General features: G+C 72.1%; 10 protein-coding genes. 1 reads left to right on the top strand and 9 read right to left on the bottom strand.

The genetic code is table 11. The features are described from left to right. Nucleotides 1–9: 9 nt before the first annotated feature. The 8 genes from ACZ7CD_RS18730 to ACZ7CD_RS18765 form a co-directional block, all read right to left on the bottom strand. Nucleotides 10–2,850: a PQQ-dependent sugar dehydrogenase gene (locus ACZ7CD_RS18730; protein ID WP_360389589.1), complete on the bottom strand. Its 2,841-nt coding sequence runs from the start codon at nt 2,848–2,850 to the stop codon at nt 10–12. A gap of 332 nt (nt 2,851–3,182) precedes the next feature. Further along, nucleotides 3,183–4,346, bottom strand: coding sequence for an inositol-3-phosphate synthase (locus tag ACZ7CD_RS18735; RefSeq protein WP_360389591.1), 1,164 nt, complete (start codon nt 4,344–4,346; stop codon nt 3,183–3,185). Nucleotides 4,347–4,383: 37 nt separating this feature from the next. Then, nucleotides 4,384–5,391, bottom strand: a complete 1,008-nt coding sequence (locus ACZ7CD_RS18740) for a sugar phosphate isomerase/epimerase family protein (RefSeq protein WP_360389594.1) — start codon at nt 5,389–5,391, stop codon at nt 4,384–4,386. Nucleotides 5,392–5,404: 13 nt separating this feature from the next. Beyond that, complete coding sequence (locus tag ACZ7CD_RS18745; protein ID WP_360389868.1) at nt 5,405–6,544, bottom strand: Gfo/Idh/MocA family protein; 1,140 nt, start codon at nt 6,542–6,544, stop codon at nt 5,405–5,407. Nucleotides 6,545–6,578: 34 nt separating this feature from the next. Beyond that, nucleotides 6,579–7,622, bottom strand: a complete 1,044-nt coding sequence (locus ACZ7CD_RS18750) for a substrate-binding domain-containing protein (RefSeq protein WP_458431741.1) — start codon at nt 7,620–7,622, stop codon at nt 6,579–6,581. Nucleotides 7,623–7,666: 44 nt separating this feature from the next. Then, a complete protein-coding gene (locus ACZ7CD_RS18755) occupies nt 7,667–8,695 on the bottom strand; it encodes an ABC transporter permease (protein WP_360389599.1) in 1,029 nt (342 codons plus the stop codon). After that, complete coding sequence (locus ACZ7CD_RS18760) at nt 8,692–10,206, bottom strand: sugar ABC transporter ATP-binding protein (RefSeq protein WP_470379354.1); 1,515 nt, start codon at nt 10,204–10,206, stop codon at nt 8,692–8,694. Before ACZ7CD_RS18760 ends, ACZ7CD_RS18755 begins: the two co-directional genes overlap by 4 nt. 274 nt (nt 10,207–10,480) lie before the next feature. Further along, nucleotides 10,481–11,041 carry a DJ-1/PfpI family protein gene (locus tag ACZ7CD_RS18765; RefSeq protein ID WP_360389605.1) on the bottom strand — a complete coding sequence of 187 codons (561 nt, stop codon included), beginning with the start codon at nt 11,039–11,041 and terminating at the stop codon, nt 10,481–10,483. 327 nt (nt 11,042–11,368) lie between these two features. On the opposite strand from ACZ7CD_RS18765, the gene ACZ7CD_RS18770 reads away from it, so the two are divergent. Continuing rightward, nucleotides 11,369–12,637, top strand: coding sequence for an SGNH/GDSL hydrolase family protein (locus tag ACZ7CD_RS18770; protein WP_360389608.1), 1,269 nt, complete (start codon nt 11,369–11,371; stop codon nt 12,635–12,637). Between the two features lie 38 nt (nt 12,638–12,675). Here ACZ7CD_RS18770 and ACZ7CD_RS18775 read toward each other — a convergent pair whose 3' ends face one another. Then, on the bottom strand, nt 12,676–14,217 hold the full coding sequence (locus ACZ7CD_RS18775; RefSeq protein WP_360389610.1) for a glycoside hydrolase family 43 protein: 1,542 nt from the start codon (nt 14,215–14,217) through the stop codon (nt 12,676–12,678).

Here is a 14,217-nt window from a genome sequence, read left to right on the forward strand (position 1 = left end):
GCGGAGTCGTCACGGCAGGGTCCAGCGCTGGTTCGTGCCGCCGTGGCAGTTCCAGATGATCAGCGCGGTGCCGTCGGCCGTGCTCGCCCCGTTGGCGTCCAGGCACTTGCCCGACTTCGTGTTCACCACGGAACCGTTGGCGCCGGCGGACCAGTTCTGGCTCGTGGCACCGTTGCAGGTCGTCAGCTGCACGGCCGTGCCGTCGGCGGTCGCGCCACCGGCGGTGTCCATGCACTTCGACAACGCCCGCAGCGTCGTGCCCTGGACGGTCCACCGCTGGTTCGTGCCGTTGTTGCAGGTGTAGAGCTGGATGCGGGTGCCGTCGGCGGTGCTGCCGCCGGTCACGTCGGCGCACTTGCTCGCGGGGCCGGTGATCGGCCCGGTGCGGCCACCGCCGCCGGTGGAGGTGTCGAACGTGAAGGCGTCCAGGTCGAACAGGTAGCCCGTGCCGCTGCCGGTGAAGGTCAGGTACAGCCTGCCGGTGGTCGCGGGCACCGAGCTGAGAGCGGTCGAGACCTCGGTGAAGGTCTCCCAGCCGCCCGTCACCGGCGCCGTCAGCGTGGCGATGGCCGTGCCGGTCGGGGAACCGGCGCGCACCGTGATCGTGCCACCCGCGCCGGCCGAGGACACCCGTGCGGTGAACCGGTTGGCGCCGGTGAGGTTGTAGTTGTCGAACGCGATCCAGTCGCCGTTGTGGACGTCGCCGACGGTCCGGCCGCCCTCGGCCGGGGTCTTGTCGTACAGGGCGACACCCGACTGCGCCGCGTAGTGCTCGGCCTGGCGGTGGCGCGGCTGCAGCACGTGCTGGGTGTGCGTGGTCGCCGCCGGGACGCCGTTCGCGCCGTTGTCGGTGTACTCGGCGTCGAAGACCGCGTAGATGTTCGCCGCCGTGTCGTGCTCACCGTCGACCGGGATCGTCAGGGTGCCCGAACAGCCGGTGTTCGACGTGATCGGGTGGCCGTGGCTGTCGTGGCCGAGGATGTAGGACAGCTTGACCCGCGTGCAGTCGATCGTGCCGTCCTCGGCGTCGGTGACCGTGATCGTGTACGGGATGGTGTCGCCGTAGCTGAACAGGCTGCCGTTCAGCGGTGCGTTCAGAGTGACGACCGGTGCGGTGTTGCCCACTGTGACCACCACGCTGGTGTTGGCCGTCGCCCCGGCGGGGTCCGTCACCGTCAGCGTGACCGTGTACTGGCCGTTGGCGGTGAAGGTGTAGCTCGGGTTGGCCGCCGTGGAGGTGGCGCCGTTGCCGAAGTTCCACGAGTAGGTCAGCGCGCCGTTCTCCGGGTCGGAGGAGCCCGCGGACGAGAAGTTCACGGTCAGCGGAGCGGCACCGGACGAGCGATCCGCGCTCGCCTTCGCGACCGGCGCCCGGTTGCCCGACGGCACGTACTCGATGCGGTAGAGCGCGGAGCTCGCGTCACCGCTGCCCCAGCCCGTGCCGTAGTCGAGCACGTAGAGCGCGCCGTCCGGGCCGAACGCGGCGTCCATGACCTGCGTGCCGCGCCACGGGAAGTCGCCGACCGTGCCGGGCGTGCCGTCGGAGTTGACGTCGATCGTCTTGATCCAGCGGCGGCCGAACTCGGTGGCGAACACGTGCCCGTCCAAGGAGGCCGGGAACTTGACCGTCGACGGGTTCGTCGAGTCGTAGCGGTACACCGGCGCCGCCATCGGCGACTCCGAGCCGCAGCCGAACGCGGCGAACGAGCAGTTGTCGTACTTGATCCACGCCGCGCGCGCGGGCGGCAGGTTCGTCAGTCCGGTGTTGTTGGGCGAGTTGTTCACCGGGGCCGCGCAGTTGAACCGGCTGCCCGACGGACCCGACGGGAACGTGTAGTCCACATAGGTCTCGTTGGTGGTGTTGCCGCCGGTGCAGTACGGCCAGCCGTAGTTGCCGGCCGAGGTGATCCGGTTGAACTCGACCTGGCCGGCGGGACCGCGGGTGGACGTCGTCGACCCGGCGTCCGGGCCGTAGTCGCCGAGGTAGATCGTGCCGGTGGCCTTGTCCACGTTGAAGCGGAACGGGTTGCGCAGGCCCATCGCGTAGATCTCCGGGCGGGTGCGGGCCGTTCCCGGCGCGAACAGGTTGCCGGCCGGGATCGAGTACGACCCGTCGGCGTTCACCTTGATCCGCAGGACCTTGCCGCGCAGGTCGTTGGTGTTGCCGGCGCTGCGCTGCGCGTCGTAGACGGGGTTGCGGCCGGAGCGCTCGTCGATCGGGGTGTAGCCGCCCGAGTCGAACGGGTTGGTGTCGTCACCGGTGGACAGGTACAGGTTGCCGGCCGCGTCGAAGTCCATGTCACCGCCGACGTGGCAGCACATGCCCCGGCTGGTCGGCACGTCGAGCACCGTCACCTGGCTCGCCATGTTGACCGTGAAGTCGGTGTTGAGGGTGAAGCGGGACAGCCGGTTCACACCGTTCCACGCCGAGAAGTTCGTGCCGGTGGCCGGAGCGTCACCGGACGGTGTCGACAGCGGTGGCGCGTAGAAGAGGAAGATCTGCCGGTTGGTGGCGAAGTTCGGGTCCGCCGCGACGCCCTGCAACCCCTCCTCGTCGTGGGTGTAGACGGGGATGTTCGCGATCACGCTCGTGGTGCCGGTCGCCGTGGTGCGGCGCAGCGTGCCGTTGCGGGAGGTGTGCAGGACGGAGCGGTCCGGCAGCACGGCCATCGACATCGGCTCGCCCATCTCGGCGACGCCCTTGGCGAGTTCCACCTGCTGGAAGTCCGCCGGGTTGACGACGTGCGCGGCGGCCGGTGGGGCGGTGGCGACCGAGGCGGCCGTGACGGCCACCGCTCCGGCCACGGTCAGCAGTGCGGCGGAGAACGCCGCGGAGAATCGTTTTCTCATGACAGGTGACAACCTTCGATCTCGTTCGCACGCGGGCAGCGCGCGGTCCGCTGTGGACGGTCAGGGCGTCGGCGCGTCGAGTCGGTCGGTGTGCGGGCGCGTTCGCCAGGGGAAGCCCTCTTCTGGGAGCGCTCCCAGAAGAGGGCGGCCGGAACGGCCCTGTTCACCGCCGGGGGAACGCGGGCCGGGAGGGGTTACGCGCGGGCCGAGGAGGTGCCGGAGAGCGGGACGACTCCTCGGGGGCGGACGCGCCGCCATGACGTTCTGTTCACGCTTGGCTCCTTCGCAGGGAAAGGGTCGCGCAGCGGAAGCGAACCGGAACGGTCGGTGGGTCAGTCGGTCTGGCGCGAGCGCGGGTCATCCAGTCCCCGCGCCCACTCGTGCAGTTCGCGGGCCTGTTCGGCGAGCCGGTGCTCGTCGCTGCCCAGCGGGTCCTTGAAGAAGAACGCGAGCGCGCCCTGCGCACCGCTGCGGCCGGCCGCGTGGGCGGCGGCGAGCAGGCGGGCGAGGTCGAGCACGAGCGGGGCGGCCAGGGACGAGTCCAGGCCGCTCCAGGTGAGCTGCAACGACATCCGCGCGCCCAGGAACCCCTCGAAGGACACGTGGTCCCACGCGGTCTTGCGTTCACCGAGGTCGGGCACGTGGTCAATGTGCAACGGCGCGGTGACCTCCGCGCCGAGCAGGGCGGCCAGTCCCCTGGCCTTGGACGCGAGCTTGCTGTCGGCGTGCGCCGGGTCCTCCAGCGTCGCACCGTCACCGCCGCCGAGCAGGTTGGTGCCGGTCCAGGACAGGACCTTCAGCGCCCGCGAGGTGAACATCGGCGCGATCGCCGCGCGCAGCAACGTCTCCCCCGTCTTGCCGTCACGGCCGGCGTAGGGCAGCGACCGCGCCCGCGCCAGCTCGTCCAGCGCGGGCAGCGCCACACCGGTGGACGGGGTGAAGTCCACGAAGGCGCACCCGGCCTGGAACGCCGCGTAGGCGACGAGGGAGCTCGGCGGCAGCACGGCGTTCCCCGGCACGGCGAGCGCTTCCTCCAGCTCCGCCAGCGACTCGTGCGGCACGTGCACGGGCGGTTCGGTCGACGCCACGTTCACCACGACGACGCGGGCGAGCCCGTGCCGTTCGCGGAAGCCGGTGATGTCGGCCGCCAGCCGCCGGGCGGCCTCGGCCTGGCTGCCGGCGAACGCGGCGGGGTCGTGGCCGGGCCGGATCTCCGCGTCCACGGCGTCCAGCCCGTCCGCCACCCACCCCGCCAGGTCGTGCGGCAGCACCCCGTCGCGCACGAGGCCCTCCACCCGCTTGACCAGCGGGGTGTCCACGACGTCGTGCCCGCCGACCACGAACGCCTCCCACGGCGGCAGGTCGGCGTCCAGCAGTTCCGAGGCGCAGCCCGTGGGCGGCACGAGCCCCTCGCGCAGGGCGAGCAGCCCGCTGACCGCTGTCGTCGCCACCGACCCCCTGGCACCGTTCAGCCACAGGCCGATTCGTTCGGTCACGACCGTCTCCTCTCGTCAGCGGGCCCTCGCCCGCGCGTCACCCGCCCGAGCTGAACGCGGCGTCGAAGGAAGCCGACGGCGGGTCGAAGGCGTTGCGGCGGATGAACTCCAGCGCCTCGGGCGCGCCGACGAGGCGGTCCATGCCGGCGTCCTCCCACTCGACGCTGATCGGACCGGAGTACCCGATGGTGTTGAGCATCCGGAACGACTGCTCCCACGGCACGTCGCCGCGTCCGGTCGAGACGAAGTCCCAGCCGCGCCGCGGGTCCGCCCACGCCAGGTGCGAGCCCATCCGGCCGTTGCGGCCGTTGCCGACCTGGCGCCGGGCGTCCTTGCAGTCGACGTGGTAGATCCGGTCGCGGAAGTCCCACAGGAACCCGACCGGGTCCAGGTCCTGCCACACGAAGTGCGACGGGTCCCAGTTGAGGCCGAACGCGGGCCGGTGCCCGATCGCCTCCAGCGCCCGGACGGTCGTCCAGTAGTCGTAGGCGATCTCGGACGGGTGGACCTCGTGCGCGAACCGGACGCCGACCTCGTCGAACACGTCGAGGATCGGGTTCCAGCGGTCGGCGAAGTCCTGGTACCCGGCGTCGATCATCGACTGCGGTGCCGGCGGGAACATCGCGACGGTCTTCCAGATCGACGAGCCGGTGAAGCCCACGACGGTGTCGACGCCGAGCTTGGCCGCGGCCCGCGCGGTCATCTTCATCTCCTCGGCCGCGCGCTGCCGCACGCCCTCGGGGTCGCCGTCGCCCCAGTTGCGGGCGGACAGGATGCCCTGGTGCCGCTCGTCGATCGGGTCGTCGCAGACGGCCTGGCCGGTGAGGTGGTTGGAGATCGTCCACACCTTCAGGTCGTGCTTGGCGAGGACCTCCAGCCGGTCGGCGACGTAGTCGTCGTCCTCCGCGGCCCGCCACGGGTCGAGGTGGTCGCCCCAGCAGGCGATCTCCAGGCCGTCGTAGCCCCAGCCGGAGGCCAGCCGGCAGACCTCCTCGAACGGCAGGTCGGCCCACTGGCCGGTGAACAACGTGATCGGGCGTGCCATCTGTTCTGCCTCCTCAGACCTGTTGCCACGTGCGGGACTCGGCACTCGTCTCGACCGCCGCGAGCACCCGCTGCACCTGGAGGCCGTCGGCGAACGACGGCGCCGGGTCGGTGCCCGCGGCCACGGCTCGCACGAAGTCCACGGCCTGGTGGGTGAACGCGTGCTCGTAGCCGAGGCCGTGCCCGGCAGGCCACCACGCGGACACGTACGGGTGCTCCGGCTCGGTGACCACGATCCGGCGGAACCCGGCGACGGACGCGTCCTCGGTGCCGTCGAAGAACTGCAGGACGTTCATGTCCTCGAAGTCGAACGCCAGGCTGCCCGCCGAGCCGTTGACCTCGATGCGCAGCGCGTTCTTGCGGCCGTTGGCGAAGCGGGTCGCCTCGAACGAGGCGAGCGCGCCGCCGGTGAAGCGGGCCAGGAACAGCGCGGCGTCGTCCACGGTGACCGGGCCGGTCTCGCTGCCCGCGGCGGTGCCCGACAGCCCGGAGTGGGCGGCCGCGACGGGCCGCTCCGGCACGAACGTCTCCATGGTCCCGGTCACCTCGGCGACGGTGTCGCCGAGGATGAACTGGGTGGCGTCCACGATGTGCGCGCCGATGTCGCCGAGCGCGCCGGAACCGGCCTTCTCCTTGTCCAGCCGCCACGACAGCGGTGCGGCCGGGTCGACGATCCAGTCCTGCAGGTACTGGGCGCGCACGTGGTGGACGCGGCCGAGCCTGCCCTGCGCGACGAGGTCGCGGGCCAGGGCGAGCGCGGGCACCCGCCGGTAGCTGAAGCCCACCATCGCCCGCACCCCGCGTTCGGCGGCGCGTGCGGCCGCTTCCGCCATGGCGACCGCCTCGGCGACGCTGTTGGCCAGCGGCTTCTCGCACAGCACGTGCTTGCCCGCCTCCAGGGCGGCGACCGCGATCTCGGCGTGCGTGTCACCCGGTGTGCAGATGTCCACCACGTGCACGTCGTCGCGGTCCAGCACGGACTTCCAGTCGGTCGCGGCGTCGGCCCAGCCGAGCCGGTCGGCGGCGGCGCGCGTGCGGCCGGGGTCCCGGCCGCACAGCACCGCCATCACCGGCCGCACCGGCAGGTCGAAGAAGCGGGGGGCGACCCGCCACGCCTGGGAGTGAGCGGCTCCCATGAACGCGTGGCCGACCATTGCGATGCCCAGCGTCGTCACAGTGCGTTCCCTCTCAGGACTCGAAGGCGGTCGGCAGGTAGCGGTCGACGTTGTCCTTCGTCACGACCGGCGCGTACAGCTGGACCTCGCGGGGGACCTCCACCTCGACCAGGTCGCCGAGGCTCTTGCCCTGCACCGCGAGCCGGGCCAGCCGGATGCCGTCCGCACCCTGGGTCGACGGGTAGACGACCGTCGCCTTGTGCGGCCCGTTGTCGGCCTTGATCTCGCGCATCACGTTCGCCGAGCCCGCGCCGCCGACCATGAAGAACTCGCCGCGGCCGGAGTTCTTGACCGCGGCCGCGACGCCGACGCCCTGGTCGTCGTCGTGGTTCCAGATGGCGTCGATCTTGCGCGCGGCCTGCAGCAGGTTCGCCGCTGCCCGCTCACCGCTCTCGACGGTGAACTCGGCGGCCACCCGGTTGGTCACCTTCAGGCCGCAGCCCGCGAGCGCCTCGGCGAAGCCCTTGCTGCGGTCCTGGGTCAGCGGCAGCGAGTCAATGCCGGCGATCTCCGCGACCACGGCGTCGCCCTTGCCCTTGAGCCGCTCGCAGACGTAGGTGCCCGCGGACACGCCCATGCCGTAGTTGTCGCCCAGCACCGTGGACCGCGCCGCGAACGGGCTGTCGAACCGGCGGTCGACGTTGATCACGGTGATGCCGGCCTTCATGGCCTTGAGCGCGACCGGGGTGAGCGCGGCGCCGTCGAACGGCAGCAGGACGATCGCGTCGACCTTGTCGTTGATGAACGTCTCGACCTGGCTGATCTGGAGGTTGGGGTCGTTGGTGCCCTCGACGACGCGCAGCTCGACGTCGGAGTACTTGCCGGCCTCCTTCTTCGCGGCGTCGGTGATCGCGGCCATCCAGCCGTGGTCGGCGGCCGGTGCCGAGAAGCCGATGACGACCTTCTTGCCCGGCTCGTCGTTGGCGACCCGCACCCCGCCCTGGTTGCCGCCACCTCCGGTGTCCTGCGGCGTGTTGCCGGTGCACGCGGTCAGCGCGGCACCGAGCGCGAGTGTCGCCGCCGCTGCGGCGATGCGGGTGGTTCTCTTGTGCGGCATGACTTTCTTGTCTCCTCGGGTGGCAGCGGTCTGGAGGGGCGGCGTCAAGCGCCGCTGCGTCGGGCGAGCCGCTGCTGCAGGAGGACGGCGACCACGATGATCGCGCCCTTCGCGACGGCCTGGGCGGAGATGGAGAGGTTGTTGAGGGTGAAGACGTTCGACAGCGTCGTGAAGATCAGGACGCCGAAGACGGTGCCCGCGATCGTGCCGCGGCCGCCGGAGAGCAGCGTGCCGCCGATGACGACCGCGGCGATGGCGTCGAGCTCGTACAGGCCGCCGTGGGTGGCGCTACCGGTGGTGGTGCGGGCGATGAGCATGACCGCGGCCAGCCCGCAGCACAGGCCCAGCAGCGAGTACAGCATCACGGTGTGCCGCCGCACGTCGATGCCGGCGAGCCGGGCCGCCTCCGGGTTGCCGCCGACGGCGAACGTCCTGCGCCCGAACGTCGTGCGGTTGAGCAGCACCCACCCGCCGACCGCGACCAGCGCGAAGATCACCACCAGCACCGGGACGCCCAGCACCGACGCGTCGAAGAACGCGGCGAAGCCCGGCACGTTCACGATCTGCGTCTTGCGGTTGGAGATGATCTCGGCCAGGCCGCGTGCGGCGGCCAGGCTCGCCAGGGTCGCGATGAACGCCACGACCCGGCCGTACGCGATCAGCACCCCGTTGACCAGCCCGCAGGCTCCGCCCACCAGCAGGGCCGTGAACACCATGACGATCCAGTGGGTGTCGCCGGCCAGGCCCTGCGTGGCCAGCGTGGTCGCCCACACCGACGACAGCGCGACGATCGCGCCCACGGACAGGTCGATGCCGCCGCCGGTGATCACGAACGTCATGCCGATGCTCACCACGCCGATCACGGCCGCGAGCCGCAGGATCGTGAGCACGTTGTCGATGTCGGCGAACCGGTCCCCGGCGGTGACCACACCGCCCGCGCACAGCAGGACCAGTGCGACCACGAGTCCGGTGTTGCGCCCGGCGGCGGAGCCCAGCAGGCCCGCGATGCCGGTCTCCTTGGCTGCGGGCGCTCTGCCCTGTGTTCGCGCGGGCACGGCGGTGTCCTCGCTCATGCGGCGTGTCCTTCCATGACCAGGTCGAGGACCCGGGACTCGTCGATCTCGCCGGCCGGCCCGTCGTGGACCACCCGGCCCTCGCGCACGACCAGCACCCGGTCGGCCAGCCCGAGGACCTCCTCCACGTCGCTCGACACGACGACGACGGCCACCCCCCTGGCCGCCAGGTCGCGGATCAGCTCGTAGATCTCGTTGCGCGCGCCCACGTCGACCCCGCGCGTGGGTTCGTCGAGCAGCAGCACCCGGCACTCCCGCAGCAGCCACCGCGCGAGCACCACCTTCTGCTGGTTGCCGCCGGACAGGCCGCGCACCACGCGGTCGACCCCGGCTGGGCGCACGTCCAGCGCCTCGGTCAGCGCGGTCGAGCGGGCGCGTTCGGCGCGGTCGTCGAGGAACCCGAACCGGGCGAAGGCCGACATCGACGACACGGTGATGTTGCGGTAGACGGCCTGGTCCAGCAGCAGCCCCTGGCTCTTGCGCTCCTCCGGGCACAGCCCCATGCCCGCGCGCACCGCCGCCCCGACACCACCGCGCCGCAACGGCCTGCCGTCCACCTCGACCGTGCCACCGGCCCGTTTGCGTGCGCCGTAGACGGTCTCCAGGATCTCCGAGCGGCCCGACCCGACCAGACCGGCGAGCCCGACCACCTCACCGGCGCGGACGGTCAGGTCCACGTCGCGGAAGCGGTCGCCGTCGGTCAGCCCGCGCACCACCAGCACCTCCGGCGCGGCCGGGTCGAGCGGCGGCCGGTCGGGGTAGACGTTGTCGAGGTCGCGCCCGGTCATCAACGCGATCAGGTCCGCGGTCCGCACCTCGCGCGCGGACAGGCCCGTCGCGACGGTGCGGCCGTCCTTGAGCACGGTCACCCGGTCGCCGATCTCCCTGATCTCGGCCAGCCGGTGCGAGATGTAGATGACGGCCACGCCCTGGGCGGTCAGCTCGCGGATGACGTCGAACAGCACCCGCACCTCGTCCGGGTCCAGCACGGCCGACGGCTCGTCCATGATGAGCAGCTGTCCGTCCAGCGACAGCGCCCGCGCCATGCTGACGACCTGCTGGTGGGCCACGGACAACCGGCCGACGTCCCGGTCCGGCGCGATGTCGGGGTGGCCCAGCCGGTCGAGCAGCGCACGGGTCCTGCGGTGCACCTCCGCGCGCCGGCTGAAGCCCGCAGTGGACAGTTCGTGCCCGAGGAAGACGTTGTCGGCCACCGAGAGGCCCGCGACGAGGTCCAGCTCCTGGTAGATGGCGGCCACCCCGCTGCGCATCGCGGCGGTGGGGTGGCCGAACGACACGACCTCGCCGCGCCAGCGGATCTCGCCCTCGTCGGGGCGGTGCGCACCGGACAGCACCTTGATCAGCGTCGACTTGCCGGCCCCGTTCTGCCCGAGCAGGCAGTGCACCTCCCCCGCGCGGACGTCGAAGTCCACCCCGCCCAGGGCCGTCACGCCGGGGAACCGCTTGACCAGGCCCCTGACCGACAGCAGTGCCGCCGCCGGGACCGTCATCCGGTCACTCCCGTCCACAGCCGACCAGGCGCGCGACCGCGCACGGGTGAGCCCACCATCGAAGTCCTCCGAGCCCCGGCAACCGCTGTGCCAGCAGGGAAATCCGGCCTTGTGAACCGTCAACCTAGGTTCGGCCGAGCCCGGGGACAAGGTGGTGGAGGTGGCACATATCGGCCAATTTTTCCCTTGACCAGGGGCCGTTCGGGAGCGATGGCGACGCGGGCCGGGAGTCGTCCCGGCCCGCGTCGGACGTGCGGTCTTCCACTGTGGAGGATCAGCTGCCGTTCGTCTTCGCCAGCACCCGCAGGAACGCGCGCGACCACTCCGGCAGGTCCGGCCAGCCGCGGCAGGAGACCATCACGCCGTCCACCACGTCCGGTCCGTCGGCGAACGTCCCGCCGGCCTGCTCCACGTCGGCGCGCAGCGGCGGGTAGGCCGCCGTGGTCCGGCCGCGCAGCAGCCCGAGCGCCGCCGGGACCTGCGGTCCGTGGCAGATCGTCCCGACCGGGCGGTCGTGGGTGAAGAAGTGCTCGACGATGCGCGCCACGTCCGGGTCGACGCGGATGTACTCCGGTGCCCGGCCGCCCGGGATCACCAGCGCGTCGAACTCCTCCGGCCGCACGTCGGCGAACGCCAGGTCCACCGGCAGCCGCCGGCCGGGTTTCTCCGTGTAGGCGTCGCAGCCCGGCTCGAAGTCGTGCACCACCAGCTGCACCGGGCGGGTGGTCGGTGCGGCGACCACCACCTCGTGGTCGTCCTCCCGCAGGCGGAACAGCGGGTACATCGAGTCGAGCTCCTCCGCGGCGTCACCCACCAGCATCAGCACTCGTGCCATGCGCACTCCTCGTCGTCAGCGACTGCGGACACGGCGGTTCCACGGCGAGGGCGCCGGTGGCACCCGGAGAGTTGTGTCCACAAAGGACTACATCGGTCTTCGGCAGAACAGCTCCCACGGTAGGACCACCACCACTCGCGGTCAACCGGCCGAGGTGGCAGGTGCAGGCCATTCCCGCGGCGTGCGCAGGGCAGCGCGAGGCACACCTCCGGCCCCCGCCCGGCGCACAGGTGTTCTGCCGATTTCCCTTGTGTCACTTCATTGACGGCGTTGCCGCGGCCCTCCTAGGTTCGATCACGGACGCCTTCCTCCCGAAGGGTTGGGACAATGCGCAGACGCTCCTTCCTCGGCGCCGCGGCCGCCACGGTCGTCGCCGGATCCACCACCACCGCGGTGGCCGCCACGCCACCGCGGGGCCGGGAACGCTGGGTCGGCACGTGGGCGTCGATGCCCCAGCTGACCGAGCCGCACAACATGCCACCGGCGCCGTTCACCCAGGACGGGCTCGTGCTGGCCGACGCGACCCTGCGGCAGACCGTCCGGGTCACGATCGGCGGGCGGCGGCTGCGGTTGCGGTTCTCGAACGCGTTCGGTGGCGCGACGCTGCCGATCACCGCGGTCACCGTCGCACTCCCCGCGGGCGGCCGGGCCGGTGTGAGCGCCGTCGAACCCGGCAGCACGCGCCGGGTGACGTTCAACGGCTCGCCGTCGGCGGACCTCACGCCCGGCATGCTCGTGGTGTCCGACCCGCTGGACTTCCCGCTGGCCGCGGGCTCGATCCTCACCGTCACCACGTACCTCGCCACCGGGCAGGCGTCGAACGACATCACCTCGCACCCCGGTTCGCGCACCACGTCCCACCTCCTGGCGGGCAACCACGTCGAGGCGGCCGACCTGCCCGGCGCGACCCCCACCGACCACTGGTACTTCCTCAGCGGTGTCGAGGTGGTCGCGGGTGCGGGCACGTCGGCCCTCGTCGTGATCGGCGACTCGCTGACCGACGGCCGCGGTTCGACCACCAACGGCAACGACCGCTGGCCCGACCGGCTCGCCGACCGGTTGCGCGCGGACCGCCGCACCGCCGGGGTGGCGGTGCTGAACCAGGCCGCGGGCGGCAACCGGGTGCTGGACAACGGCCTGGGCCCGAGCGTGCTGGCGCGGCTCGACCGCGACCTGCTGGCGCAGAGCCGGGTCGAGTGGCTGCTGCTGTTCGAGGGGATCAACGACATCGGCACGGCCGCCGCGGACCAGGCGTCGCAGCAACGCGTCGCCGAGCGCCTCATCGCCGGCTACCAGCAGGTCCTCGACCGGGCCCATGCGCACGACCTGGCCGTGTACGGCGCGACGCTGCTGCCGTTCGGCGGCAGCTTCTACGACGACGCGGGCGGGTTCCGCGAGACGGCGCGGCAGGCGGTGAACCGGTGGATCCGCACCAGCCGCCGTTTCGACGCCGTGGTCGACCTCGACGCCGCCGTGCGCGACCCGGCCGCACCGCGGCAGCTGCTGACCGCGTTCGACGTGGGAGACCACCTGCACCTGAACCCGGCCGGGTACCGGGCTCTGGCGGAGGCGGTCCCCCTGCGCCTGTTCCACTGATCAGCTCCTCCGGACAGCCGGTGCCGCGAGGGCACCGGCTACTCCAGGCCGCGGTAGGTGAAGCTGTCGAAGTCGGCCCACGACTCGCTCGGCACGCCCTCGGAGGACGCGTACAGTCCGATGTGGACCCCGGTGAACCCGCCGGCGACCGGGGTGCTCAGCACCCGCCCGTCGAACGGGTCGCCGAGCAGCTGCCAGCCCTCGGTGCCCGCGGCGACCAGCGCCTGCACGTCCTGGCCGACCGCCTCCAGGCACAGCCGCACCGCGCCCTCGCCGACCGCCGTCCGCGCGAGCTCCTCGTCCTTGCCGCCGAAGCGGCGCACGAGGACGACCTCCCGGTCGGCGCCGAGCAGCAGCCGCACGTGGTGCTCGTCGTTCTGCAGCAGCACCAGCCCCGCCACCTCTGACGGTCCCGCCGGGGCGAAGTCGAGCACGCAGGACGCGTGGAAGCTGGCGTGCTGCTGGCGCCGCAGCACGATGCTCGGCGTGACCGCCTCGGTGACCGACTCCGGCCGGACCCGCAGCCGCAGGTGCCCCGGCCGGTCCGCCAGCGACCAGAACGGCTCCTCCGGCGTGCGCAGGAACATCCACACCGGGTCGAGCCCCGGCCCGTCGAAGTCGTCGGTCCTGTCCGGTTCCGGCCACGGGTGCGGCGGCAGGTCGGGCACGTCGTAGGACGCCTCGACCCTGCCGGTGCCGGGGCTGAACACCGGGCCGCCCGCCTCCCACCTCACCGGCACGAGGAACGTCTCGCGGCCGAGGTTGTAGTAGTAGCCGCCGTACGGCCTGGTCGCGAGCAGCACGGCGTACCACTGGCCGTTCTGCGTGCACACCAGGTCCGCGTGCCCGGCCGCCGCGATCGGGTGGTCGCGGCCGAGGTGGCGGTGGGTCAGCACCGGGTTGAGCAGCGACCCGCGGTACGGGCCGGTGACGTGGTCCGCCGTCGCCACGACGACCGAGTGCTCGAAGTCCGTGCCGCCCTCCGCGGTCAGCAGCACGTACCGGCCGTCCACCTTGTACACGTGCGGTGCTTCGGGCCAGACCGCGTCCCTCATCGCGCCGCGCCACACCACGTGCTCGTCCCCGACCAGGTCGAGGGTGGCCGGGTCGAACTCGCGCAGCCAGACCTCGGTCTCACCGGGCGGGCGCACCAGCCGGGTCGCGGTCCACCACGCCCGGCCGTCGTCGTCGAAGAACAGCGACGGGTCGAAGCCGTCGGCCTCCGGCAGCCACTTCGGTTCCGACCACGGACCGGCCGGGTCGGTCGCGGTCACGACGAAGTTGCCGGACTCGCTCTTGCCGTGCACCAGCGTGCAGACCACGTAGAACACGCCGTCGTGGTGCCGGATCGTCGGCGCGTACAGGCCACCGGAGGCCGGCACGCCCTGCAGCGGCAGCTGCGACGGCCGGTCGAGCACGTGGCCGAGCAGCCGCCAGTGCACGAGGTCCAGGCTGTGGTAGACCGGCAGGCCGGGGAAGTACTCGAAGGTCGAGGTCACCAGGTAGTGGTCCGGTCCCACCCGGCACACCGACGGGTCGGGGTGCGAGCCGGGCAGGACCGGGTTCGAGAACTGTGCCAA

The organism is Lentzea sp. NPDC036949 (assembly GCF_055608075.1).